We start from the raw sequence: 24,581 nt of genomic DNA, 5'->3' as shown, positions 1-24,581 counted from the left end.
TCACCGCTCCCTGACCAGCGCCGCGTACGCGCCACCGCGCGCCACCAGCTCCTCGTGCCGTCCGCGTTCGACGATCGTGCCGTGCTGGAGGACCACGATCTCGTCGCTGTCCCGCACGGTGGACAACCGGTGCGCGATCACCACGCAGGCACAGCCGCGCCGCCGCAGGTTGTCCATCACGACCAGCTCGGTCTCGGCGTCGAGCGCGCTGGTCACCTCGTCCAGCACCAGGATGCTCGGGCGGCGCACCAGCGCCCGGGCGATCTCCAGACGCTGGCGCTGCCCGCCGGAGAAGTTCCGCCCGTCCTGCTCGACCCGGCTGCGGATGCCGCCCGGGCGGCGCATCACCACGTCGTACAGCGCCGCGTCCCGCAGCGCCTCCACGACAGCGTCGTCGGGGACCGACGGGTCCCACAGCGCCACGTTGTCGCGGACCGTGCCCTCGAACAGGAACACGTCCTGGTCGACGAAGGAGACGGAGGCCGCGAGGGCCCCGCGCGGGATGTCCTCCAGGCGCTGCCCGTCGATCCGGATGACCCCCTCCCACGGGGTGTACAGACCGGCGATCAGCCGGGACACCGTCGACTTGCCGCTGCCCGAGCCGCCGACCAGCGCGACCTGCTGCCCCGGACCGACGGTCAGGCCGAAGCCGGTCAGCAGCGGCTTGTCGAGCGGGCTGTAGCCGAAGGTGATGTTCTCCAGCTCCACATGCCCGTGCAGCCGCCGCGTCGACTCGCCGCCCGGACGGCTGTAGAGCGGGTCCGCGCGGAAGTTCTCCACGTCCTTCAGCCGGGCCACGTCCGCCGCGAAGTCCTGGATGCGGCCCGCGACGCCGTTCAGCCGGGTCAGCGGGGCGGTGAACCGGGTGACCAGCGCCTGGAAGGCGACCAGCAAGCCCACCGAGATATGGCCCTCGATGGCCCGCATCCCGCCGATCCACAGGATCAGCGCGCTGTTCAGCGTGGCCAGCGTCGGCGCCACCACGCCCAGCCAGGCGCTCGGCACGCCGAGGCGCTGCTGCTCCTCCAGGGTGGTCGCGTGCTGCCCGGCCCACTTGCGGAAGTAACCGTCCTCGCCGCCGGTCGCCTTCATCGTCTCGATGAGCTGGAGACCGGAGTACGCGGTGTTCGTCAGCCGGGCGTTGTCCGCGCGCAGCTTCGCCGTACGGGTCGCGCGCAGCCGGATCACCACCCGCATCGCGACGATGTTCAGCAGCGCCACCCCGATGCCGACGAACGTCAGCTGCGGATCGTACGTGTACAGCAGGACCGCGTAGAGCACCACGACCACCGCGTCCACGCCCGCCGCCGCCAGGTCGCGGGCCAGCGTCTCGGCGACCGCGTCGTTCGACTGGAGCCGCTGCACCAGGTCGGCCGGGCTGCGCTGGGAGAAGAAGGTGACCGGCAGCCGCAGCAGATGGCGCAGGAAGCGGGCGCTGGACAGGGTGGAGGAGATGATCCGGCCGTGGTGCAGGTTCGCCTGTTGCAGCCAGGTCAGCACCAGCGTCAGCAGCACGCACGCGCCCATCGACGCGAACAGCACGTCCAGCAGCGAGGTCTGGCCGCCGATCAGGAACATGTCGATGTACGTCCGGCTCAGCGCCGGCACCGCCGCGCCGACCAGCACCAGCAGCAGGCTCGCCAGCACCGCCGCGGGCAGGGTGCCCGCGGTGCCGCGCAACCGGGCGGGCATGGCACCGAGCACGCCGGGCCTGCGCCCGCCCTGAGCGAAATCCTCGCCCGGCTCCATCACCAGCACCACGCCGGTGAAGCTGCCGTCGAAGTCCTCCATCGGCACGAAACGGCGGCCCTTGCCGGGGTCGTTGACCCACACGCCGCGGCGGCCGAAACGGCGGCCCATGCCGTCGTAGACGACGTAGTGGTTGAACTCCCAGAACAGCACGGCCGGCGCCTGCACCTCGGCCAGCGCGGCCAGGTCCATCTGCATGCCCTTGGCGGTCAGGCCGTAACTGCGGGCAGCCTTCAGCAGGTTGCTGGCGCGCGAGCCGTCGCGGGAGACACCGCAGGCGATGCGCAGCTCCTCCAGGGGGACATGCTTGCCGTAGTGGCCGAGCACCATCGCCAGCGAGGCGGCGCCGCACTCGACGGCCTCCATCTGGAGCACGGTGGGGGTGCGGACGGTGCGGCGGCGGGCCCTGGGGACCGTGCGCCGCGGCGGGGCGGCCCGGCGGCGGCCCCGGGTTTCCTCGGCGGTGGGGGTCACGGCAGCAGCCAATCGACGGGACGCTGATCGGCCAGGCGGATGGAGCCGGTGGCCGGCGTCATGGAGGTGAGGGGGTGCGGCGGGCCGTCCGCGGTCGACCAGGCGTACCCGCTCTTCGTCGACGCGGACCGGTCCAGGCGGACCAGTACGGCGACGGGGCGGCCGTCCTCGGTGAACTGCTCGCCGAGCTGGCCGTCGCCGAGGAACGCGCCGATCCGCTGGGCGGTCTGGGGCGTGCGGTCCACGGCCTGCACATGGCCGCGCAGCACGCCGTACTCCTGCGTGGGCACCGTCTGCACGGTGAGGTCCACGGGGGCGTCGGCGGGAATGGCGGAGGCGTTCTCGGCGGGGACGTACACCGTCGCGTAGAGCGGGGCGTCCTTCGCGGTGACCTTCTCCACGGCGGCGACGTTCGCGCCGGTCGGAATGATCTGGCCGATCGTCGCGGCGAGCGCGGTCAGCCGGCCGGCGGCGATCGTACGGACCACGGTCTCGCCCCCGGCGGTACGCACCTTCAGTACCGGCGCGTCGGCGGGCAGCCGCTCGCCCTCCTTGGCCAGGACCGCGGTGACCTGGCCCGCGACCGGGCTCTGCAGGAGGTAGCTGCCCTGGCCGTGGGTGAGGATCGCGGGCGCCCTGACGGTGGAGGAGACAGTGCCGGTCACCGCCCACACCGAGGCGGCGGCCATCGCGATCACCGTCACGGACAGCACGATCCAGCCCTGCGGACGGGCGAGCCGTACCGGAAGGTCCAGCTCCTCGGGGGACTGGAGCCTGGCGAGGGCCTGCTGGCGGAACTGCACGGAACTTCCCTCACCGGGTGAACTGCGGGGACTGCGTGAATCGCGGGTGACCGCGAAGGCGTGACGGCATCCGAAGAGCCCCGGAGCCGGGAAACGGCTCCGGGACCCGGCGGGGCACCCTGGGATGCGATCAGAGACCGGCGACCAGGCTGGTGACCGGGGCGGTGTTCAGGCCGGTGACACCCTCGACCGTGCCGACGGCCGTGTTGAGCAGGCCGGAAACGGGGGCGATGCCCTCCACCAGGCCGGTGACGGTGCCCACGGCGTTCACCTGGAGGCCGCCGGAGACGTTGTCGAGCTCGGCGTCGGAGATCTCGACGGTCTCAACCTGGGGGGTGGAGTTCATGATGGAACTTCCCTTCGTATGGATATTTCACAAGGGGGGAGCGGCCCCCTCTGGGGACAGATGGACGGCCGCGACCGCAGGCGCCGGGCGCCCCGTGCAGGGCGCCCTCGCGGCCCCCGCGGTGCGATGGATCAAAGCACGCGGCGACCTTCGTCCTCCACTCAACCACCCTTCCCACCAGCGCTTTTGACCCGCGAGTGGTCGCAACCGTGCAGGTGCGCGCACGCCTTGTCGGCGACTTCTTCACATGCCGCACGGCATCGGCGCACCCCGCTCCATGCCGTCCGCGCGGCGAATCCGGCACACCCGCCCCAAAGGCGTGCCCGGCGGTGCGCGGGCGTGTGGATCCGTGGCGGCCGGTGAGCCGGTTGGGCATGCGATGTGCAGATTCCCTGAAGCCTTCGTTCCGCTCGGTGATCGAAACGGAACGTCATTGACTGATCGCGGAACGTGTCAGCCCAGCAGGGCGTAGACCGTGCTCGCCCGTGCCGCGAGAACCCCTGACGGCTCCACCGTCATCGTGACGTCGGCGAACGCCATCCGGCGGCCCAGCTTGGTGAGCACCGCCGTCACCAGGACGTCCGCGCCGGTCACCGCGCGCTGGAACGAGGTGGACTGCTGAACCGTCGTCATCGGCACGAAGCCGCCCCGCGCCGCCGAGACGGCGATCACCGTGGTCGTGTCGGCCGCGGCCATCAGAGCCTGCCCGGACAGCGCGCCGCCCTCCCGGGCCAGCCGGTCCGACCAGGGCAGCCGCAGGGTCGCCCGGTCGTCGCCCAACGCGTGGACCTCAAGACCCAGTTGCAGCACCCAGGGGGCGAAGCTGGCGGAGAGGATCTTCTCGGCATCGGCCGTGGTCATCGTCATGGAGGGACCTTTCCCCCGAACCCGCGGATCCGCACCGCGATCCGGCCGGTGTCGCACAGGCGATTGAACGCCCCGCACTTGCCCTGCGTACCACTGGCCATCCAGGCGCCCCCAACAGCCGCCACCGGGCGGCACGGACCCGGTCCCCCCAGGAGGTCGAGAAGTCTTGAGTCACAAGCGAATTCCGAAGCGCAAGGCCGTGCTGGCCGTCGGCGGAGTGGCGGCGCTCGGCGCGGCGGCCCTCCTGCTGCCGAACGCCAACGCGTCCCAGGACGGCGCGGCGGACACCAGGGCCGCCCCGAGGCCCTTGAAGGCCGCGGACGCCTCGGACCTCGCCGTCCAGCTCTCCGGGCTGCTCGGCGACGCCTTCGCCGGGTCGTACTACGACGCCGGGCGGCAGCAGCTCGTCGTCAACGTCGTCGGCGACAACAACCAGCTCGTCGTCCAGGCCAAGAAGGCGGGCGCGGCGGTACGCGAGGTCGACAACAGCACCACCGAGCTCAAGGCCGCCGCACGGACCCTGAAGAGCGAGGCGACCATCCCCGGCACCGCCTGGGCCGTCGACCCCCGGACCAACAAGATCCTCGTCACCGCCGACAGCACCGTCACCGGCGGCGACTGGGACACGCTGGAGTCCACCGTGCGCGACCTCGGGCCCGGCATGGCGACCCTGCGCAAGTCCACCGGAACCTTCAAGACCTTCGCCTCCGGCGGCGATGCCATCTTCGGGGGCGGCGCCCGCTGCTCCCTCGGCTTCAACGTCACCGCGGGCGACGGCACTCCCGCCTTCCTGACCGCCGGTCACTGCGGCGTCGCGGCGGCCCAGTGGTCCGACACCCAGGGCGGAGCGCCGATCGGCACCGTCGACCAGGCCGTCTTCCCCGGGCAGGGCGATTTCGCGCTCGTCAAGTACGACGACCCCGCGACCGAGGCGCCCAGCGAGGTGAACGCCGAGGGCCAGAGCGTCCCGATCGTCCAGGCGGCGGAGGCGACCGTCGGCCAGCAGGTGTTCCGCATGGGCAGCACCACGGGCCTCGCCGACGGCACGGTCACCGGCCTCGACGCCACCGTCAACTACCCGGAGGGCACCGTCACCGGCCTCATCCAGACGAACGTCTGCGCCGAACCCGGCGACAGCGGCGGCGCCATGTTCACCCAGGACGGCCTCGCCCTCGGCCTGACCTCCGGCGGCAGCGGCGACTGCACGGTCGGCGGGGAGACCTTCTTCCAGCCGGTCACCACCGCGCTCCAGGCGGTGGGCGCGACGCTGGACGGCGGCGGCGCGGCCGGCGCCGGGGGAGCGGAGGACGGCGTCGGCGGCGATCAGCAGGACGCCGGGGACCAGCAACAGGGCGCAGAGGACCAGCAGCAGGGTGCCGGGGACCAGCAGGAGGGCACAGAGGACCAGCAGCAGGGTGCCGGGGACCAGCAGGGAGCCGGTGAGCAGGCCGGCGGCGAGGATGCCGGGACGGACGAGCCAGGGCTGACCCAGAACCACTGACCCGCGCCCCACCAGCGGGTCGGTGGAGGCGGTCCGGCCCTACGGCGGGGGGCCGGACCACCTCATGCCCGGCGGGTGCACCACCGACGCACCGACGCCGAGCCCTGGGGCGCGCCCCCGGCAAAGCGAAGTCCCCCTCGACGAACCGGCGCACCCCCCCGACCACCGGCACCCGGAAAACCGACGGCCCCTGCGGAAGGGGCGCGGGGAGCTGCGCGACCACCCCCCGGCCACCGGCACCCGAAAAACCGACGGTCCCCACGGAAGGGGGCGCGGGGAACTGCGCAAACCCCCCAGCCACCCGCACCCGACACACTCACGGCCCCCGAAACGACGCCTCTCAGCCCACCCCCGCGGAGCGGCACCTCACGCCCGAGCCCGCAGCAACAGCAACGCCACGTCGTCCGCGCGCTCCTCCGCGCCCGCCCCTTGGCCGACGAGGACATCGGCCAGCTCGTCCAAGGGCATCTCCCCGGCCTCCCCGAGCCGGCGGCCGAGTTCGGCGAGGGCGTCCTCGATGTCGACGCCGGGGGACTCGATGAGTCCGTCGGTGTACAGGACGAGGACGGAGCCGGGCGCGAGGTCGACCTCGGTCGTCGGGTATCCGGCCGAGGCGTCGATGCCGAGCAGCGGGCCGCCCGCGAGGTCGAGCACCCGGACCCGCCCGTCCGGCCGTCTCAGCAGGGGCGGCGGATGCCCCGCCCGGGCCATCACGGCCCGCCCGTTCGCCGGGTCCAGCCGCAGATACAGACAGCTGGCGAACAGCTCCACACCGAGGTCGATCAGCAACCGGTTGGTGCTGCGCATCACCTCCTGCGGCGTCTGGCCGACGGTGGTGTACGCCCGCACGGCGGTGCGGATCTGCCCCATCAGCCCCGCCGCGGTCACGTTGTGTCCCTGTACGTCCCCGATCACGGCCGCCGCCCCGCCCGGCACCGGCACCGCGTCGTAGAAGTCGCCGCCGATGTCCATGCCCCGGGTGCTCGGCAGATACCGGGCCGCCGCGTCGATGCCCGGCAGCGGTGGCAGCGAGGGCGGCAGCAGGGCGGCCTGGAGGCCGTGCGCGAGCTGGTGCTTGACGTCGTAGAGCAGGGCCCGTTCCAGGGCGAGCGCCATCAGTCCGGCCACGCTGGTCAGCACCGCCCGCTCGTCCGTGGAGAAGGGGTGCGGCTCACCGTAGGCGAAGACACAGGTGCCCACGGGCCGGCCGGAGGCGATCAGCGGCAGATACGCCCAGGCCGCGAATCCGTCGGGGCTCGTGGACCGCGCCGGATACAGCCGCTCCAGCTCCTCCCGCGACGCGAAGAACGCCGGCACCCCGGTCCTCAGGGCGTGCGCGCCCGGTGTGGCCGCGCCGAGCGGTGTCCCGTCGAACCGCTCCACCACCCGCGGGTCGGGGTAGCCGCGGTGCCCGAGCACCCGCAGCCGGCCCGCGCGGGAGCCGAGCACGACCACGGCCTGGCTGCCCACCGCCGGGGCGAGTTCGTCGGCGACGAGCTGCACCACGTCGTCCACGCCGACCGCCTCGGTCAGCGCGCTGGCGAGGGTCAGCACCTGGGAGATGGTGACCAGCCGGGAGGGCCCGTCCGCGGACCGCGGCCCGGCCCGGCTCATCTCGGACACGGCCCCGGCCCGGGTGATCCGCACGGTCAGCCCGGACGTGCTCGGGTACAGCCGGAACGACAGCCAGTCGCCGGGCGGGCGCAGCGCCACGAACGAGGTGGGGTGCTGACTGAACAGCGCGGCGCGGTAGCGGTCCTCGTACACCGGGTCGTTCAGCCACGGCACGGTCGCCCACAGCTGATGGCCCACCAGCCGGGGGACCCGCTCGCCGATCAGTTCGGCCGCGGCCGGGTTGGCGAAGGCGACGCGGCCGTGCAGGTCGAGCGAGCACAGTCCGTACGGCAGCCGGGACACCATGCGGGCCGCCTCGACCGCGCCGATGGTGCCGGCCACGCCCCCGACGAGCGGCGCGGCGAGCAGGTCCGCCTCGGGCAGCACCGGCCGGCCGTCCCGGGCGGCCCGCTGCAGCCGCAGCGCGAGCCGTTCACAGGCCGACGTCAGGTGTTCCCGCTCCCGGTCGGACAGCTGCGGCGGATGGAGGCCGGGCCAGGTGACGAAGACCGCGCCGTACACCGTGCCGCCGGTCGCCACCGGCAGCGCGGCGAGCGCGAAGGGGTACGGCAGCACGACGGCCACGCGGGGATAGCGCCGGGCCATCTCCTCCTCGTCGGGGACCCAGACCAGCCGGCGTCCGCGCACCGCGTCGGAGACCGGGACGGGCGCGCTCAGCGCCACCCTCTCCCAGGGGGCGGCGAAGGCCCGCGGCAGCCCCGCCATGACCGCCATCTCCAGCACCTGCTCGTCGGGGGAGAGCAGGTACACCGCGCCGGAGTGGGCGTGCACGCCGTCGATCATCGCGGCCAGCGCCAGCGAGAGCAGCGGGCCGCCGACCGGGTGCCGGCCGGCCGCCGGTGCCTGCGCGAGCGGCTCCCCGTCGGACACGCCGACCACCTCCTCGCGGCGCTGCGGGCGGGTTCCAGGCATCAAATCTCTCTCGTCCCGGCCGACGCCGCACGGCGAGCCCGCGCTCCACCCGGCCGCCCGCCCACCGGAACAGCGTCCTCCGGGGAAGCGCCCTGCGTACGGCCCCGGATCTCCAGGTCCCTCCAACGCTCGCAGGGGCTGCGCGCGCGCTCCATTAGCGCTGTAATACGGACGTGGTCAGTGAGGGCGTTGCGGGACGCGGAACGGCGACGCCGCGCGCCGAGATCGCCCTGCGAGCGATCGCGGAGGACCGCAGCGCACCCGAACGGCTGCACAGCGTCCTCGAACAGGCACTGGTCTTCGCGGGCGCGACCTTCGCCGCCGTGTACACCCCCGACGAGGCCGGTGATCTGCTGTGCCTGGTGGACTCGGCCGGCGTACCCCGGACGGTGTACGGGCTGCGCGACAGCTACCCGCTCACCGGACACTCCGCGGTGGCCGACGCCCACCGCGGCCGGCAGCCCGTCTGGGTGAGCCCCGCCGAACTGGCCGCCCGCGCCGAGAGCCGCCGCACCCCCTCGCCCCGGTTCCACCTGGCCGCGCTGCCCTCGCACCCCGACACCGACGGCGGCTGCCTGCTCGCCGTCAGCGAGGACCCGCACGGCTTCGACGCCGAGCAGCGCACGTCCCTGGAACTGATCGCCGACGCCGTCTCCTGGCCCGCCCCGCCCGGCCGCGCCGAGGGCGGCGAGCTCCCGGCGAACGCGTTCACCCTCGCCATGGACAGCGGCCGGGCCGAGGTCGGCGACGAGATCCTGCGCCTGTTCGGCCTCGCCCGTGACGACTTCGACGGCCGGGTGGAGACCTTGCTCGGGCTCACCGTCCCCGAGGACCTGCCCTCACTGATGTCCGTGGTCGAGGCCGACCACATGTCCCTCGGCGAGCGGGAGCTGGAGTTCCGGGTGCTGCGTCCCGCCGGCCCGCCCCGCTGGCTGCGGCTGCGCGGCCGCTTCCTGCCGGGCGGCGAGGGACAGCCCGCGCTGCTCGTCGGCACCGTCGTCGACGCCGCCGGACTGCGCTCCGACGTCACCGACGTCGCCCGCGTCCAGCGGCTGGCCGCCGCCCTCGCCACCGCCGGCACCGTCCGCGACGTCGGCCAGGCCGTGGTCGCCGCCCTGCGCCGACCGCTGCGCGCGGACCGGATCGCCCTCGCCGAACTGGAACACGACCGCCTCGTCGTCACCGTCCTCGACCCGCCCGCCCCCGAGGCCTGGCCCGAGCTGTGGCGCATGGAATGGCGCACCGAGTGGCCCGACGCGCCCGTGCGCGCCATGCCCACCCTCGCCGCCGCCCTGCGCGAGGGCCGCGCCCGGATCTGGCCCGCCGGCGCACCCCTGGAACCCGCCCTCGCCGATGTCGGGCCGGGCGGCCTCGCCGTGCTGCCGCTGCCCGCCGCCGGCGGCCGGATGGCGGGCGCCTGCCTGATCGGCTGGGACAGCCCGCACGACGTCGGCCCCGACGAGCGCGCCCTGCTCACCGCCGCCGCCGGCCTCGCCGGACAGGCCCTCATGCGGGCCCGCGCCTTCGACGCCGAGCACGAACTCGTCGGCATGCTCCAGCGCCAGCTGCTGCCGCGCCGGCTGCCCAGACTGCCCGGCGCGGTCGCCGTCGCCCGCTATCTGCCCGCCACCGCCGGACTCGAGTTGGGCGGCGACTGGTACGACGTCATCCCGCTGCCCGACCACCATGTGGCCTTCGTCATCGGCGACGTACAGGGCCACAGCGCCGCCGCCGCCACCCTGATGGGCCAGATGCGCACCGCGCTGCGCGCCTACGCCGTCGAGGGCCACCCGCCCGACGTGGTCGTCTCGCACGCCAACCGGCTCCTCGTCGGCATGGAGAACGACCTCTTCGCCACCTGCGCCTACGTCGACGTCGACATGGAGGAGGGCACCGCCTGGTGCGTCCGTGCCGGGCATCTGCCGCCGGTGCTGCGCCACCCCGACGGCTCCACCGAGGCCGTCGAGACGGAGGGCGGCCCGCCGCTCGGCGTGGTCGCCCAGGCCGACTTCCCCATGACCCCGCTCCGGCTCCAGCCAGGCACCCTCCTCGCCCTCACCACCGACGGCCTCGTCGAGTCCGCCGACGAGGCCATCGACCAGGGCATGGACCGGCTCGCCCGCCGGCTCGCCGCTGCCGACCCCGCCCACCTCGGCCTGGTCGCCGACGCCCTGCTCACCGGCGCCCGGCGCAGTGACGACATCGCGCTGCTGCTGATGCGCTACGACGGCATGGCCGTGCGGCCCCGCCGGGAGAGCTGGACGGTCTGGCGGGTCCCCGAGGCCGTCCGGCACGCCCGCCGCTTCACCAACCGCACCCTGCGGGCCTGGGGCATCGCCGGGCAGGCGGACGCCGCCCTGCTGATCGTCTCCGAACTCGTCACCAACGCCCTCGTCCACACGGGCGGCCCGGTCCGCCTCGATCTCACCCTCGTCGGCGGCCGGATGCGGGTCGCCGTCGCCGACAACTCGCCCCGCAGCCCCGTCAAACCCACCAGCATCGGCTGGGAGGCCACCGGCGGCCGCGGTCTCCTGCTCGTCGAGGCCATGTCGGCGGCCTGGGGGACCGTGCCGGTCAGCGGCGGGAAACAGGTGTGGAGCGAAATCGTGCTGGAGCCCTGACACCGGGTACCCGGAGCGGCGACGGACGACGAGAAGGAGGTACGTCATGACCCAGCACGTCCGCGACATCATGACCGCCGATCCGGTCACCGTGGAACCGCAGACCTCCGTCGCGCAGGTCGCCCGGATCATGCGCGACGAGGACATCGGCGCGGTCCTCGTCACCGAGGGCGACACCCTGCGCGGCCTGGTCACCGACCGCGACCTGGTCATCCGGTCGATCTCCGAGGGCGGCGACCCGGAGCAGACCACGGTCGCCGGCGTGTGCAGCGAGGACCTGTTCACGCTGGAGCCCGACGAGGAACTGGACCACGCCGTGCAGCTGATGCGCGAGCACGCGGTACGCCGCGTCCCGGTCGTCGACCACGGTCACCCCGTGGGCATCGTCTCCCTGGGCGACCTGGCCATGGAACGCGACCCGGAGTCGGCCCTCGGCGACATCAGTGTGGCCCGGCCCAACACCTAGGTGACTCTCGGGCACGCCGTCCGGGCCGCCCGCACGTGCCGTGAGCGGCACCGGCGGGCGGCCCGTCCGCATGTGCGGCTCGACCGGATGCCCACGTCCACGCCACCACCCGGACGCTCAGCCCGAACCGGACGTCCGGTCGGTCAGCATCGCCCGGACGGCCGCGGTGATGCGGTCGACGTCCCCCCGCTCGGCGGGAGGCAGGGGCGCGCCCATCGAGAGGCGGCGCCGGGCCGCGCTTTCCAGGAGGCGGGCCGCGCGGACGGGGCGGCCCGCCAGGGCGTGGGCTCCGGCCAGGCCCTCCAGGGCCAGCGCGACGGCCCGCGGGTCGTGGGTGCGGCGGGCCGCGGCGAGGCCCTCGCGGTGCAGGGCCAGGGCGGCCGGGGCGTCACCGCGCTGCTCGGCGGCGAAGCCGAGTTCGGCGAGGATCAGCGCGGTGCCGTTCGCCGCCTTGAACCGCCGGTTCCAGGCCAGCCAGGGCCGCAGGTACTCCTCCGCCCGCCCGGGCCGTCCCTGGCGGCGGGCGCTGAGCGCGAGGCCGACCTCCGCGGTCTCCTGCGCCGCCCGGTCGCCGTGCTCGACGGCGAGCCGTCCGGCCTCCTCGTGGAGCGTGTCGGCGAGGGCGTAGTCCTTGCGGAGGAGTGCGATCCGGCCCAGCTCGGAGCGGCGTACGGACGCCTCGGTCCACAGGCCCAGCTCCTCCGCGATCCGCAGGCCCTCGCGGTGGCGCGACTCGGCCTGCGCGTAGTCGCCGGCCGCCTCGGCGAGCCGTCCCAGCAGCACCCCGGCCTGGAGCAGCCCCCACCCGTCACCGACCCGGCCGAACAGGTCCAGCGCCGCCTCGCCGTCCCGCCGCGCGGCGGCCAGGTCGCCGCGTACGGCGCGCTGCACGCCGCGCACGGCCAGGGCCGCGGCGACCCCCCACCGGTCGTCCAGGGCGCGGACGTCGTCCAGGACCCGGCGCACCAGGTCCTCGGCCCGCTCCAGCGACCCGAACAGCGTCGTGGCGTAGCCGAGGAACCAGCCGGGGCGGGCCCGCTCGCGCGGATCGCCGAGGCGCTCGTAGTCCGGGGGCGCCGACGGGCTCCCGCCCTCGGGGCCGGTGTCACCGGGGCAGGAGTCCGGCTCGCCGGAGAGCAGGCACAGCGCGGTGTGCCCGGCGACGAGTCCGGCGTGCTCCGTCTCCGGCGGCGCAGCGGGCAGGGTCAGGGCGAGCGCCGTGCAGCGGGTGGCCTCCGTCAGCCGGCCGCGCAGGAACCAGTACCACGTCAGCGCCCGCACCAGCCGCCGGGCCAGGCCGGCGTCGCCGGCCGCCACCGCCGCGTCGAGGGCGGCGCGGAAGTTGGCCGCCTCGGCGTCCAGGCGGCGCAGCCAGTCCCGCTGCCCGGGGCCGCGCAGCAGCGGCTCGGCCCGCTCGGCGAGGTCCGTGTAGTAGCGCGCGTGTGCCTCGCGCAGCTCGTCGTATTCGGTCCCGCCGGCGCCGCCGGGCCGTTCCCGCAGCCGTTCCAGGCAGTAGTCGGTCACCGACTCCAGCAGCCGGTAGCGGGGCCCGCCGGGCTCGTCCTGAGCGACGACCAGGGAGCGGTCCACCAGCCGCGACAGCAGGTCCAGCACCTCCGCGGCCTTGACCCCGCCGCCGGAGCAGAGCGCCTCGGCGGCCTCCAGAGCGCATCCGTCGGCCTGCACGGCGAGCCGGCGCAGCACCGTCCGCTCGGCGGCGGTCAGCAGCTCCCAGCTCCAGTCGATCACCGCGCGCAGCGTCTGCTGCCGCGGGGGCGCGTCGCGGGGCCCGCCGGTGAGCAGCCCCAACCGGTCGTCGAGCCGGGCCGCGAGCCCGGTCAGCCCCAGGCTGCGCACCCGGGTGGACGCCAGCTCCAGCGCCAGCGGGATCCCGTCCGTCCGGCGGCAGACGGCGGCGGCCGCCGCGGCGTCGGCCTCGGTCAGGGCGAACCCGGGGGACGCCGCGGCGGCCCGGGCGGCGAAGAGGCGGACGGCGTCGCTGCGCAGCACGTCGGCCGCCGGCGCACCGGGCGGCGGCAGCGCCAGCGGGCGTACCTCCCACAGCCGCTCGCCGGAGAGGTCGAGGGACGCCCGGCTGGTGGCGAGGATCCGCAGTCCGGACGCGGTGCTCAGCAGCGTCCGGCTGAGGCCGGCCGCCGCCTCGACGACGTGCTCGCAGTTGTCCAGGACCAGCAGCAGCCGACGCTCGCGCAGGGCGTCGGCCAGCCGCCGCGCCGGGCTTCCGGGCGGCCCCGGCGGCCGGGAGCCGCGCGCGGCGCGGGCGTCGTCGCGTATCCCGAGCACCGCGGCGACCACCTCGGCCAGCGCGTCGACCGCCGCGGGCGCGTCCGGCTCCGCCGCCCTCGCCTGCCCGGCCAGCTCCACCAGCCACACCCCGTCGGGGTGGGCGCCGGCCGACCCGCTCGCGACCTCCAGAGCGAGCCGGGTCTTGCCGACCCCGCCCGATCCGGTGAGGGTGACCAGCCGCTCGTCGGCCAGCAGCGCCGTGATCCCGGCGATGTCGCGGGAGCGTCCGACGAGCCCGGTGAGCGGCGGGGCCGGGAGGTTGGTACGGCGCCGGGGGAGCGCGGGGACGGTACCGCCCGCCGTGGGGGCGGACGGCTGCGCCGGGTGCCGTAGCAGCAACTCACGCTGGAGCGTGGCCAGTTCGGGTCCGGGCTCGACTCCCAGCTCCTCGTCGAGGCGGCGCCGCACGTCCTGGTACACCTCCAGGGCCTCGGCGGCCCGTCCGGCGCCGTGCAGCGCCTTCAGCTGGGCGGCGCGCAGCCGCTCGCGCAGCGGGTGCAGCCGGGCCGCCTCCGCGAGGTCCGCGGCCGCCTCGCCGTACTCGCCCAGCCGCAGCCGGGTCTCGGCGTACTCCTCCCGTACCAGCAGCCGCTGTTCCTCCCAGTGGGCCGCCGCGGCGGCGGCGAACGGCTCGTCGGCGAAGTCCGCGAACGCGGGCCCGCGCCACAGCCCGAGTGCCTCGGCGAACAGCTCCGCCCGCTCGCGCAGGTCGCTCCGGCTCCGGGCCCGGGCGGCCAGCGCGGCGAAACGGCCGCTGTCCACCGCCTCCGGCTCCACCCGCAGCAGATAGCCCGGCGGCCGGCGTACGACGGCGTCCGCGCCGCCCGCCGCGCTGAGCGCCCTGCGCAGCCGCGAGACGAGGGTGTGCAGGGAGTTCGAGGGCCGGGCGGGAGCCGTGCCGTCGCGCCACAGATCCGCGACCAGGCGGTCCACCGAGACCACCTGCCCCGGCGTCATGAGCAGACCGGCCAGCAGCGCGCGGACCTTGGCCTCCGGCACCGCCACCAGCTCGCCGTCGCCCGTCCACACGGCGAGCGGGCCCAGCACTCCGAAACGCATCGGTCCAGCGTAGTCCGTGTGGATCAAGGTCACCGCAAGAAAACCGCAAGCCCCCGCACGCGCACCGACGGGGCGCCGAAAGCGCCGTCCCGCACGGTGGGCGTCGTCCGGAGCCGCACGGCTCCACGACACCACGCCACACCACACCGGACCGGCGCGGCACGGCCCGGCTCGGCACGAAGAAGGGAACCACCATGAACGTCACCGGCAGGTTCGCGGGGACCAAGGCGGTCGTCACCGGCGGTACGCACGGCATGGGACTGGCCATCGTCGAGGCACTCCTCGACGGCGGGGCCGAGGTCCTGCTGACGGGCCGCAACGAGAAGACGCTGGAGGAGGCGCGCACCGCGCTGAAGGGCCGCCCGGCACACGTGGTGCGGTCCGACGCGGCCGCCATGGCCGACATCGCGGCGCTCGCCGGCACCGTCCAGGAGCGGCTGAGCCGCGTCGACCACCTGTTCGTCAATCACGGCATCGCGGAGTTCGCGGAGCTGGCGGAGGTCACCGAGGCGGTCTGGGACCGGCATTTCACCGTCAACACGAAGGGCTCGTTCTTCACGGTCCAGGCGCTGGCGCCGCTGCTGAGCGACGGCGGGTCGATCGTCTTCACGACGGTCGTCAACGACGTCGTCTTCCCGGGCCTGAGCGCGTACTCGGCGTCCAAGGAGGCCGTGCGGGCGTTCGCCCATGTGCTGGCGGCCGAGCTGCTGCCCCGCCGGATCAGGGTGAACTCCGTGGCCCCCGGTTTCATCAAGACACCGACCATGGGGGTGGCCGGCCTCAGCGAGGAGGAGCGCCGCGCGTTCGAGCGGCAGGGCAACGAGACCACGCCGCTGCGGCGCAACGGCACGGTCGAGGAGGTCGCGGCGGCCGCGTTGTTCCTGGCGGCCGACGCGACCTTCACGACCAACGTCGAGCTGGCCGTCGACGGCGGCTTCGCCCAGGGCCTGCCCGTCCCGCACTGAGACCCGCCCGTTCGGGGGCGCGCCCGGCGGCGCACCCCCGTACGGGTGCCGGCACCCATTCACCGGGCGTCAGCGGGTACCCGACGTCCATGAACACCACCGCGTACACACTGGCCGCCTCGGGATCCGCGCTGGGCATGGTCGCCATCTTCGTCGGCGGCGTCCTCATCACCGCCGCGCTGATCTGGGCCGTTCAGTACGGCATCCGGATCCGCCGCAGTGAGGCCCGCAGGACGGGCCGGGGCAAGCGCCCGACGCCGCCCGAGTCCGGGCCGGTCCACGAGACCCGCGAACAGCGCGCGCCCAACGAGATGGGCGACGGCGAGCGGCTCAACCCGCACGAACTCCGCCCGACCGGCGGCACCCCCAGCGCTGACCAGCACCGTCCGCGCTGGGACCGGGGCTCCAGCGGCTCCTTCGGCGGCGGGGGCCCCGCGTGACCGTCGCCGCCTGACCGCCCCCACCGCCTTCCGAGCAGGCGAAAGGAACATGCCGTGACCGTCTCCACCAGTGGGGAACCCCTCGCCCGGCGCCCTGAGACGGGCTGGTCGAGGGCCCGCCGACTACGGGAGAAACCCGCCTTGCGCACCTGCCTGCCGTCCGTCGAGGACCCGGACGGGCCCCAGCTGAGGCACACCGCGGAGTGGAACATCGTCAGGGGCGAGGACTGATCGGCGGGAGGTCCGATCCACCTCACCGTCATACCCTGATGCCGTGCGCCTGCTGCTGATGGCCGACACCCACGTCCCCAAGCGCGCCCGGGAACTGCCCGCGCCGCTGCTCGCCGAGCTGCCGAACGCGGATGTCGTCTTCCACGCGGGGGACTGGGTCGACACCGCCACCCTCGATCTGCTGGAGCGCCGCTGCCACCGGCTCGTCGGCGTGTACGGCAACAACGACGGGCCCGAGCTGCGCGCCCGGCTCCCCGAAGTGGCCTATGCCGAACTGGGCGGCCTGCGTTTCGGCGCCGTGCACGAGACCGGCGCCGCCCAGGGCAGGGAGGCGCGCTGTGCCGCCCGCTTCCCCGACCTGGACGTGCTGGTCTTCGGGCACAGCCACATCCCGTGGGACACCACCGCCCCCTCGGGCCTGCGCCTGCTGAACCCCGGTTCGCCCACCGACCGCCGCAGACAGCCGCACCGCACGTACATGACCGCCACCGTCACCGAGGGCCGTCTCACCGAGGTCACGCTGCACCGGCTGCCCCCACGCTGACCCGCCCTCCCCGCCACGGCCCGGCCGCCACGCCGACCCGCCCCCACGCCACGGCCCGGCTGCCCCCACGCCGACCTGCGCGCACCCCCGCCGCCCGGTCCTCGCCGCCCGGCCCCCGCCGCCCGGCTACGGCCGCGCGGAATGCACCGCGCCCGTCGTCGTGCTCAGCGGCACCCCGCTGCCGCCCCAGCGCAGCGCGACGATCTCCGCCGCCACCGACACGGCGACCTCCTCGGGTGTCCGCGCGCCCAGGTCCAGCCCGATCGGCGAGCGCAGCCGGGCCAGTTCCGGCGCGCCGATCCCGGCCGCGGCCAGCTTCCGGGCCCGCTCCTCGTGCGTACGGCGGCTGCCCATCGCCCCGATGTACGCGGCGGGACGGCGCAGCGCCTCCGTCAGCAGCGGCACGTCGAACTTCGGATCGTGGGTGAGCACGCAGATCACGGTGCGCGCGTCCGTGTCCGTGCCGCGCAGATAGCGGTCCGGCCGGTCGACGACCACCTCCACGCCGGGCGGGAACCGCCGCGGTGCGGCGAAGACCGGGCGGGCGTCGCAGACGGTGACCCGGTAGCCGAGGAAGTCGCCGGCGCGGGCCACCGCCGCCGCGTAGTCGATGGCGCCGAAGACCAGCATCCGCGGCGGCGGCGCGAAGGAGTGGAGGAACACCGTCACGTCGTCCGCCCGCCGCTGTCCACGCGGCCCGTAGTGCCGCAGACCGGTGACGCCGAGGGCGAGTTCGCCGCGCGCGTCGGCGGCGACCGCCGCGTCCAGGCCCTCGTTGCCCAGCGTGCCGGAGACCTGGTCGGGCCGGACGGCGAGGGCGGCCCCGCGCGGCGCCGGGCCGTCGGTCACCGTCGCCAGGGTCACCGGGCGCCCCGCGGCCACCGACGCGGCGAGCGCGCCGAACGACGGATCGAGGGCGGGGCTCACCGGCCGGACCAGCACGGTGATCTCACCGCCGCAGGTGAGGCCGACCGCGAAGGCGTCGTCGTCGCCGTACCCGAACGTCTCCAGGCGTGCCCCGCCGTCCGCCACCACCTCCCGCGCCAGCTCGAACACCGCGCCCTCGACGCACCCGCCGGACACACTGCCCAGGGCCTCGCCGTCCGGCCCCACCGCCATCGCCGCGCCCGGATCGCGCGGGGCGCTGCGGCTGACCGCCACCACCGTGGCCAGCCCGAACGGCCGCCCGGCCGTGTACCAGCCGCTCAGTGCCGGAAGAATGTCCCGCACGCTCCACTCCCTCCGTAAATGCGTTGGCACCTCGCCCGCGGTTCTGCTGCACTGCATCCGACCCGTCGTCGCACCAGAAGGAGCGATCCATGCGCACCGCGTCCATGTCCATCCCGCGAGGAATGACCCCTACCACCAAGGACATGACGCTTCGTGCATTTGCTCAACCTGGGAATTCTCGCGCACGTCGACGCCGGTAAGACCAGTCTGACCGAACGGCTGCTGCACAGCGCCGGAGTCATCGACGAGATCGGCAGTGTCGACGCCGGCAGCACCCGCACCGACACCCTCGCGCTGGAGCGGCAGCGCGGCATCACCATCAAGTCCGCCGTCGTCTCGTTCCCGCTGGACGACGTGACCGTCAACCTCATCGACACCCCCGGCCACCCGGATTTCATCGCCGAGGTCGAGCGGGTGCTCGGGGTGCTGGACGGCGCGGTGCTGGTCGTCTCCGCGGTCGAGGGCGTCCAGGCGCAGACCCGCGTCCTGATGCGGACGCTGCGCCGGCTGCGGATCCCGACCCTCCTCTTCGTCAACAAGATCGACCGCCGGGGAGCGGCCTACGAGGAGGTCCTGCGCGCCGCCGCCGACCGGCTCTCGGCCGCCGTCGTCCCCATGGGCACCGCCACCGGCCTCGGCACCCCCGCGGCCCGCTTCACGCCCGGCACCGTCCCCGCGGCCCTGGACGTCCTCGCCGACCACGACGACGACCTGCTGGCCGCCCACCTGGACGGCACGGTCCCGGACGGCCTGCTGTACGCGGCCCTCGCCGAGCAGACCCGTCAGGGCCTGGTGCACCCGGCGTACGCGGGCTCGGCGATCACCGGAGCGGGCGTGGACGCGCTCGTCGACGGCGTCAGACGGCTGCTGCCCGCCGCCGACGGCGACCCGGAGGGGCCCGTGTCCGGCACCGTCTTCAAGGTGGAGCGGGGACCGGCGGGGGAGAAGGTCGCGTACGCCCGCCTGTTCACCGGCACCCTGCGCGTCCGCGACCGGATTCCCTTCGGGGAGGAGGGCCGCGAGGGCCGGGTGACCGCCGTCCAGGTCTTCGACCACGGCACGGACATCCGCCGGGACGCGGTCACCGCGGGCCGGATCGCCCGGCTGTGGGGCCTGACCGAGGTCCGGATCGGCGACTGGCTCGGCGTACGCCGCAAGGCGGAGGGGCACCTCTTCGCCCCGCCGACGCTGGAAACCGTCGTCGAGCCGGTGCGGCCGGCCGACCGGCGGGCCCTGCACCTCGCGCTCACCCAGCTCGCCGAGCAGGACCCGCTGATCGGCCTGCGCCACGACGAGGTCCGCCGGGAGACCTCGGTCTCCCTCTACGGGGAGGTGCAGAAGGAGGTCGTCCAGGCGACCCTCGCCGACGAGTACGGCCTGGACGTCACCTTCCGCGAGACCACCCCGCTGTGCGTCGAGCGGCCGGTCGGCACGGGCGCGGCGGTCGAGTTCAACAAGAAGGACGGCAACCCGTTCCTCGCCACCGTCGGGCTGCGCGTCGACCCGGCCCCGGCCGGCGCGGGCACGGGGTTCCGCCTGGAGGTGGAGCTGGGTTCGATGCCGTACGCCTTCTTCAAGGCCGTCGAGGACACCGTGCGGGAGACCCTGGGACAGGGCCTGCACGGCTGGCAGGTCACCGACTGCACGGTCACCATGACGCACGCCGGTTACTCGCCGCGCCAGAGCCACGCCCACCAGGGCTTCGACAAGAGCATGTCCAGCACCGGCGCCGACTTCCGCGGTCTGACCCCGCTGGTGCTGACGGAGGCGCTGCGCCGGGCCGGGACGCGGGTGCACGAGCCGATGCACCGCTTCCGGCTGGAGGCCCCGGCCGACACGCTCGGCGCGCTGCTGCCGGTGCTGTCCGCGCTGCGGGCGGTGCCCCGGACCACCGAGACGCGCGGTGCCCGCTGTGTCCTCGACGGGGCGGTGCCGGCGGCCCGGGTGCACGCGCTGGAGCAGCGGCTGCCGGCGCTCACCCGGGGCGAGGGCGAGCTGGAGAGCGCCTTCGACCACTACGCGCCCGTCGACCGGGGCGCACCGGTCCCCGAGCGTCCGCGCACCGACCACAACCCGCTGAACCGGAAGGAGTATCTGCTCAACGTCACCCGCAGAACGGGCGGCTGAGAGGAGTTGACGAGACGTCAGATCGGCTGGACGGTGAGAGGCATGCCGAATACACGTGCGCGTCTGCTCGTTGTTCTGGTGGTCCTCTGTGGATTCCTGTGCGGTTCCCCGGCGGCGGGTGCCCCTCCCGCCGCCGGGGCCACCGCCGTACCCGGCTCCCTCTGGTTCGACGGCTCCCCGCTCACCGTGCGGGACGGCCGCTTCACCGACGCCCACGGCCGTGAGGTGGTGCTGCGCGGCTACAACGTCTCCGGCGAGACCAAGCTGGAGGAGAACGGCGGCCTGCCGTTCGCCTCCGTCGCCGACGCCCGGAAGTCGGCGACCGCCCTGCGCGCTCTCGGCGGCGGCAACACCGTCCGCTTCCTGCTCTCCTGGGCCCACGCCGAACCGGCGCGCGGCCGGGTCGACACGGCGTATCTCGCCGCCGCCACCGCCCAGATGGGCGCCTTCCTCGACGCCGGCATCCGGGTCTACCCCGACTTCCACCAGGACCTCCACTCCCGCCACCTCTTCGACCCCGACAGCTGGTACACCGGCGACGGCGCCCCGAAATGGGTGGTGGACGCCGGGGACTACCCCGACGAGTTCTGCGGCGTCTGCCCCTTCTGGGGCCAGAACATCACCCAGAACGAGGCGGTCAAGCGGGCGTCGTACGACTTCTGGCACAACGCCCGCGGTGTCCAGGACGCCTTCCTCACCACCGCCGAGAAGACGATGGCCTACGTCCGGCAGCACCTGACCCCCGGGCAGTTCGCGGGCCTCGCGGGCTTCGACCCCTACAACGAGCCGCACCCGGGCCTCCTCGCCCCGGGCCAGACCAGCCGCACCTGGGAACGCGACGTGCTGTGGCCCTTCTACGAGCGGTTCCGGGCCCGGATGGACGCGGCCGGCTGGCAGGCCAAACCCGCCTTCGTCGAGCCGAACCTCTTCTGGAACGCCAACCTCGACTTCCAGCGGCAGGAGGGCGGCCTGCTGGACGCGGGGCGGCTCGGCCCGCGCTATGTCCTCAACACCCACTTCTACGACCAGAAGGCGATCTCCGGCGTCTTCATGTGGGGCAAGGCGGACGACGGCCAGTACGCGGGCGACTTCGGCGCGGTCCGCGACCGGGCGGCGGCGGCCGGGACCCCCGGCATCGTCAGCGAATTCGGCCACCCGCTCTCCGGCACCGTCTCCGACAAGGCGCCGACCGTCCTGAAGGCCATGTACCAGGCCCTCGACTCCCGGCTGCCCGGGGCGCGCTGGTGGGCGGACCCGGCGGCCTCCGGCCCGGTGCTGTCCGGCACCCAGTGGCAGTGGGACATCTACCACGGCCGTCACCACGAGCCGATGAACGGCAACCCCGGCAAGGTGCTCACCGCCGGGGACGCCTGGAACGACGAGGACCTGTCCGCCGTACGGCTCGACGACGACGGCACGGCGGTGCTCCGCCAGGACGCCCGCCTCCTGGACCGGGTCTATCCGAGCGCCACCGCCGGGGCGACGCTCGCCTTCACCTACGAGGACCGCTCCCGCGACGGTTCCACCACCCTCACCTGGAACCCGGTCCCGGCCTCGCTGCCCGACGTGGCGCGTCTGGTCGGCTCCGGGCAGTACGCGCTGCTGCTGTGGCGCTCCGACGGCGGTCCGGCGCCCACCGAACTGCACCTGCCGGCCTCCTTCCCCGCCTCCGTGACCACCGTCGTCTCCGACCTGGGCACGGCGCACGCGCCTCCGGCGTACACGCCCGCCACCCCGGTCGGCGTGGCCCCCGAACCCGGCGGCACCGGCGCCCGCCGCCTGCTGCTCACCACCCCGGACTCCGGGGTCCCGCACTTCGCGCTGGTGACCAACGGGGCGACGGCGCCGTCCGCCGGGCTGCTGGCCGCGGCCCGCGCCGAACTGACGGCGTGGGCGGCGCGGACGGTCAGCTAGCCGACGGGCCCGACCAGTTCGCGGGCACCCGGGCCAGCCGGACCCGCTGGGGGTGGTCGCCGACCTGGACCGACGCCGTCTTCTCGCCGGTCGCGAAGTCGATGGCGGTGACCCGGTCGGCGCCGCTCTCGGAGACCACACAGGACTTCCCGTCGCCGCTGACGGTGGCCCAGTAGGGCTTGGAGACGGGGACCAGCGGGCCCTCCTGGAGCGTCGCACGGTCGACGACGGTCGCGTAGTCGTCCATGGTGCCCGCGACACACAGCTTCGTGCCGTCCGGCTTCATCGTGATCCCGTGGTGCCGGGAGTCGTTGACCCAGGTCGTGCGGTCCTCGCTGGTGGCGGGGTTCTTGGGGAGGGTCTTCGTCCGGGTGATCCGGTCGGTGGTGACGTCGTACTCGAAGAAGCCGTTGAAGAACGACACCTGGAAGTACAGCTTCGACTCGTCCGGGCTGAACGCGGCCGGACGGACGGCGTCCGAGTAGTCCTTGAGACCTGCCGCGTCCAGGCGCTCGCGCATGTCGATCACCTTGACCTGCCGGAAGGTGGCCGCGTCGACGACCGTGATCCGCCGGTCGCCCTTCGTCCAGTCCAGCCAGGGCGCGTCCAGGGCGTTGTTCACCTCGCCGATGGACATGTTCCACAGGTACCTGCCGTCCCTGCTGAACACGTTCTCGTGCGGCTTGTCCCCGGTGGCGAACGAGCCGACCTGCTTCCCCGTCTCGATGTCGAGGACGTGCACGGTGTTGGAGGTGGAGGCGGAGACCGCGACCCGGGTGCCGTCGGGGGAGACCGCCATGTGATCGGCGCGGTAACCCGACACCGGGAAGCGCCACTTGACGGCGCCGCTCGCCAGGTCGAGCGAGACCACGTCGGCGAAGCTGGGGCGGGACACGACCATCGCCGAGCCGTCCGGGGTGGCGTACATGTCGTCGACGAACTGGTCGTGCCCCTCGCCGACACTGTCGCGGATGCCCATGAAGTAGATCCACTTGACCGGATTCGCCTTGATCTCCGCCATCCGCTGGTCCTTGTCCGGGATGACATTGATACGCCCGACCCGCGCGAAGTTCCCGCTCGACTCGATGACGTCGGCGGTGCCGTCCCAGTTGTTGCCGACGAACAGCACCTCCCGCAGCGCGGCGGGCGAGCCGGGGGCGGCCGAGGCGGTGGTCGCGGGGGCGGTGGCGGCGAGCGCAAGCGCGGCGGCGACGGCGGTGAGCCGTCCGGGTCCGAGGGCAGGCATGAGTGCTCCCTCCTGGGAGTGGGGATGGTGGGGGGAATCTGAAAACGACGGCGTTCAGAGTGACTTACTGGAAAGTAAGGATCCTGTGCCCTTCTCCACAAGACCGCGTACACGACAAAATTGGCCGACCGTGGAGGACGGGGAGGCACGTGACAGGCAGGCTCAGAGCGCCCACCGGGCGATACGGCGGCCGATCCGCCGAGGAACGGCAGGCCGAGCGCCGCCGCCGCTTCCTCGACGCCGCACTCCAGCTCTTCGGCGACCGGCCCGGCTACCGGGCCACCACCGTCGCCGCGCTCAGCGAGGCCGCGGGGCTGTCCACCCGGCAGTTCTACGAGGAGTTCCGCACCTTGGAGGACGTCCTCGCCGCCCTCCACCTCCAGGTCAACGACTGGGCCGAGCAGGCCGTCCGCGCCGCCGTGGCCGACGCCGGCGGACTGCCGCTCGTCGACCGTGTCACCGCGATCTTCCACGCCTACGCCGCCGACGTCACCGCCGACCCGCGCCGCATCCGCGTCACCTTCGTGGAGATCGTCGGGGTCAGCCCCCGCCTGGAAGAACAGCGCCTGGCCCGGCGGGCCCGCTGGATCGACCTCATCCGCGCCGAGGCCGAGGCGGCCGTCGCCCGGGGCGAGGCCGTGCCGCGCGACTACCGTCTCCCCGCCGCCGCGTTCATCGGCAGCGTCAACGGCCTGCTCCACGACTGGAGCGCCGGCTGGGTGGACGCCACTCTGGACGAGGTGGTGGCGGAACTGGTCCGCCAACTCCTCGGCATCCTGCGGCCGGTGGCATGGCAGACCGAACGGTAGGTCAGGACGGCGGTGGCGGCGGCGCGCCCATGAACAGTGCCGAACTGACGGGCGCCGCACCCGACTGCGGCCGCTTGGTCGCCCTGGGTGGAGGAGAGCGGGGAGCGTGTCACGCTCACCGAGGACGGCCGGCCGGGGAACGGCCCCCGGGACCGGCGCGGCACGGCCCCTCCACGCGGTACGCGCACGCGTACGGCGCGCGGAGGATGACGTTCACCCGGGACCCGGTCGGTGGTGGCCGAGCTGCGCGAAGCCGGGTGGGTCGAGTGGCGGGAGGAACACGCGCGCTACGGGCGGGCAGACGTACACGGACCCGAAGCAGGCGGCCGCTTCAC

At 74.3% G+C, this 24,581-nt stretch carries 18 protein-coding genes; 10 read left to right on the top strand and 8 right to left on the bottom strand.

Going from position 1 to position 24,581, the window contains the following annotated elements:
- The 4 genes from VE614_RS25710 to VE614_RS25695 form a co-directional block, all read right to left on the bottom strand.
- The gene (locus tag VE614_RS25710) at window positions 1-2,223 is read right to left on the bottom strand and encodes an NHLP family bacteriocin export ABC transporter peptidase/permease/ATPase subunit (RefSeq protein ID WP_324941714.1); all 2,223 of its coding nucleotides are present in this window, start codon (window positions 2,221-2,223) and stop codon (window positions 1-3) included.
- Window positions 2,220-3,026, bottom strand: a complete 807-nt coding sequence (locus tag VE614_RS25705) for an HlyD family efflux transporter periplasmic adaptor subunit (protein ID WP_324941711.1) — start codon at window positions 3,024-3,026, stop codon at window positions 2,220-2,222. Before VE614_RS25705 ends, VE614_RS25710 begins: the two co-directional genes overlap by 4 nt.
- Window positions 3,027-3,156: 130 nt before the next feature.
- Complete coding sequence (locus VE614_RS25700; protein WP_043505630.1) at window positions 3,157-3,372, bottom strand: hypothetical protein; 216 nt, start codon at window positions 3,370-3,372, stop codon at window positions 3,157-3,159.
- A gap of 453 nt (window positions 3,373-3,825) precedes the next feature.
- The gene (locus VE614_RS25695) at window positions 3,826-4,239 is read right to left on the bottom strand and encodes a PaaI family thioesterase (RefSeq protein WP_324941706.1); all 414 of its coding nucleotides are present in this window, start codon (window positions 4,237-4,239) and stop codon (window positions 3,826-3,828) included.
- 166 nt (window positions 4,240-4,405) lie between these two features.
- Between VE614_RS25695 and VE614_RS25690 the strand changes: the two genes are divergently transcribed.
- Window positions 4,406-5,740 carry a S1 family peptidase gene (locus tag VE614_RS25690; RefSeq protein WP_324941702.1) on the top strand — a complete coding sequence of 445 codons (1,335 nt, stop codon included), beginning with the start codon at window positions 4,406-4,408 and terminating at the stop codon, window positions 5,738-5,740.
- Between the two features lie 366 nt (window positions 5,741-6,106).
- On the opposite strand, the gene VE614_RS25685 is transcribed toward VE614_RS25690, so the two are convergent.
- Window positions 6,107-8,287 carry a SpoIIE family protein phosphatase gene (locus VE614_RS25685; RefSeq protein ID WP_324941699.1) on the bottom strand — a complete coding sequence of 727 codons (2,181 nt, stop codon included), beginning with the start codon at window positions 8,285-8,287 and terminating at the stop codon, window positions 6,107-6,109.
- A gap of 173 nt (window positions 8,288-8,460) precedes the next feature.
- Here VE614_RS25685 and VE614_RS25680 point away from each other — a divergent pair, with 173 nt between their 5' ends.
- A complete protein-coding gene (locus VE614_RS25680) occupies window positions 8,461-10,908 on the top strand; it encodes a SpoIIE family protein phosphatase (RefSeq protein WP_324941696.1) in 2,448 nt (815 codons plus the stop codon).
- 46 nt (window positions 10,909-10,954) lie between these two features.
- Entirely contained in the window at window positions 10,955-11,374 is a 420-nt protein-coding gene (locus VE614_RS25675; protein WP_324941693.1) for a CBS domain-containing protein, read from the top strand.
- 117 nt (window positions 11,375-11,491) lie between these two features.
- On the opposite strand, the gene VE614_RS25670 is transcribed toward VE614_RS25675, so the two are convergent.
- Window positions 11,492-14,740 carry a BTAD domain-containing putative transcriptional regulator gene (locus VE614_RS25670; RefSeq protein WP_324941690.1) on the bottom strand — a complete coding sequence of 1,083 codons (3,249 nt, stop codon included), beginning with the start codon at window positions 14,738-14,740 and terminating at the stop codon, window positions 11,492-11,494.
- 194 nt (window positions 14,741-14,934) lie between these two features.
- Between VE614_RS25670 and VE614_RS25665 the strand changes: the two genes are divergently transcribed.
- The 4 genes from VE614_RS25665 (at window position 14,935) to VE614_RS25650 (ending at window position 16,920) form a co-directional block, all read left to right on the top strand.
- Window positions 14,935-15,705 (top strand): SDR family oxidoreductase, encoded by a 771-nt coding sequence (locus tag VE614_RS25665; RefSeq protein ID WP_324941687.1) that lies wholly within the window; start codon window positions 14,935-14,937, stop codon window positions 15,703-15,705.
- A gap of 89 nt (window positions 15,706-15,794) precedes the next feature.
- Window positions 15,795-16,145 carry a DUF6479 family protein gene (locus tag VE614_RS25660; protein WP_324941685.1) on the top strand — a complete coding sequence of 117 codons (351 nt, stop codon included), beginning with the start codon at window positions 15,795-15,797 and terminating at the stop codon, window positions 16,143-16,145.
- Window positions 16,146-16,199: 54 nt separating this feature from the next.
- The gene (locus tag VE614_RS25655) at window positions 16,200-16,376 is read left to right on the top strand and encodes a hypothetical protein (RefSeq protein WP_324941682.1); all 177 of its coding nucleotides are present in this window, start codon (window positions 16,200-16,202) and stop codon (window positions 16,374-16,376) included.
- Between the two features lie 43 nt (window positions 16,377-16,419).
- Window positions 16,420-16,920 carry a metallophosphoesterase gene (locus tag VE614_RS25650; protein WP_324941679.1) on the top strand — a complete coding sequence of 167 codons (501 nt, stop codon included), beginning with the start codon at window positions 16,420-16,422 and terminating at the stop codon, window positions 16,918-16,920.
- Between the two features lie 126 nt (window positions 16,921-17,046).
- Here the strand turns inward: VE614_RS25650 and VE614_RS25645 are convergent, their stop codons facing one another.
- The gene (locus VE614_RS25645; protein ID WP_324941677.1) at window positions 17,047-18,150 is read right to left on the bottom strand and encodes an XdhC/CoxI family protein; all 1,104 of its coding nucleotides are present in this window, start codon (window positions 18,148-18,150) and stop codon (window positions 17,047-17,049) included.
- A 153-nt stretch (window positions 18,151-18,303) separates the two neighbouring features.
- Here VE614_RS25645 and VE614_RS25640 point away from each other — a divergent pair, with 153 nt between their 5' ends.
- Both VE614_RS25640 and VE614_RS25635 read left to right on the top strand, forming a co-directional pair.
- Complete coding sequence (locus tag VE614_RS25640) at window positions 18,304-20,277, top strand: translation factor GTPase family protein (protein ID WP_324941674.1); 1,974 nt, start codon at window positions 18,304-18,306, stop codon at window positions 20,275-20,277.
- Between the two features lie 42 nt (window positions 20,278-20,319).
- On the top strand, window positions 20,320-22,191 hold the full coding sequence (locus VE614_RS25635) for a cellulase family glycosylhydrolase (protein ID WP_324941671.1): 1,872 nt from the start codon (window positions 20,320-20,322) through the stop codon (window positions 22,189-22,191).
- Here VE614_RS25635 and VE614_RS25630 read toward each other — a convergent pair.
- A complete protein-coding gene (locus VE614_RS25630; RefSeq protein ID WP_324941669.1) occupies window positions 22,184-23,437 on the bottom strand; it encodes a YncE family protein in 1,254 nt (417 codons plus the stop codon). The genes VE614_RS25635 and VE614_RS25630 overlap by 8 nt on opposite strands.
- A gap of 149 nt (window positions 23,438-23,586) precedes the next feature.
- On the opposite strand from VE614_RS25630, the gene VE614_RS25625 reads away from it, so the two are divergent.
- On the top strand, window positions 23,587-24,246 hold the full coding sequence (locus tag VE614_RS25625; RefSeq protein ID WP_324941666.1) for a helix-turn-helix domain-containing protein: 660 nt from the start codon (window positions 23,587-23,589) through the stop codon (window positions 24,244-24,246).
- Window positions 24,247-24,581 lie beyond the last annotated feature (335 nt).

The organism is Streptomyces sp. (assembly GCF_035645055.1).
Classification (GTDB): domain Bacteria; phylum Actinomycetota; class Actinomycetes; order Streptomycetales; family Streptomycetaceae; genus Streptomyces.
This window is presented reverse-complemented; position numbering and strand designations above follow the sequence as displayed.

Bases quoted from the DNA above. Each gene is read 5' to 3' on its own strand.
- VE614_RS25695 (WP_324941706.1), bottom strand. From the start codon at position 4,239: ATGACGATGACCACGGCCGATGCCGAGAAGATCCTCTCCGCCAGCTTC.
- VE614_RS25675 (WP_324941693.1), top strand. From the start codon at position 10,955: ATGACCCAGCACGTCCGCGACATCATGACCGCCGATCCGGTCACCGTG.
- VE614_RS25630 (WP_324941669.1), bottom strand. From the start codon at position 23,437: ATGCCTGCCCTCGGACCCGGACGGCTCACCGCCGTCGCCGCCGCGCTT.
- VE614_RS25670 (WP_324941690.1), bottom strand. From the start codon at position 14,740: ATGCGTTTCGGAGTGCTGGGCCCGCTCGCCGTGTGGACGGGCGACGGC.
- VE614_RS25700 (WP_043505630.1), bottom strand. From the start codon at position 3,372: ATGAACTCCACCCCCCAGGTTGAGACCGTCGAGATCTCCGACGCCGAG.
- VE614_RS25665 (WP_324941687.1), top strand. From the start codon at position 14,935: ATGAACGTCACCGGCAGGTTCGCGGGGACCAAGGCGGTCGTCACCGGC.
- VE614_RS25685 (WP_324941699.1), bottom strand. From the start codon at position 8,287: ATGCCTGGAACCCGCCCGCAGCGCCGCGAGGAGGTGGTCGGCGTGTCC.
- VE614_RS25660 (WP_324941685.1), top strand. From the start codon at position 15,795: ATGAACACCACCGCGTACACACTGGCCGCCTCGGGATCCGCGCTGGGC.
- VE614_RS25635 (WP_324941671.1), top strand. From the start codon at position 20,320: ATGCCGAATACACGTGCGCGTCTGCTCGTTGTTCTGGTGGTCCTCTGT.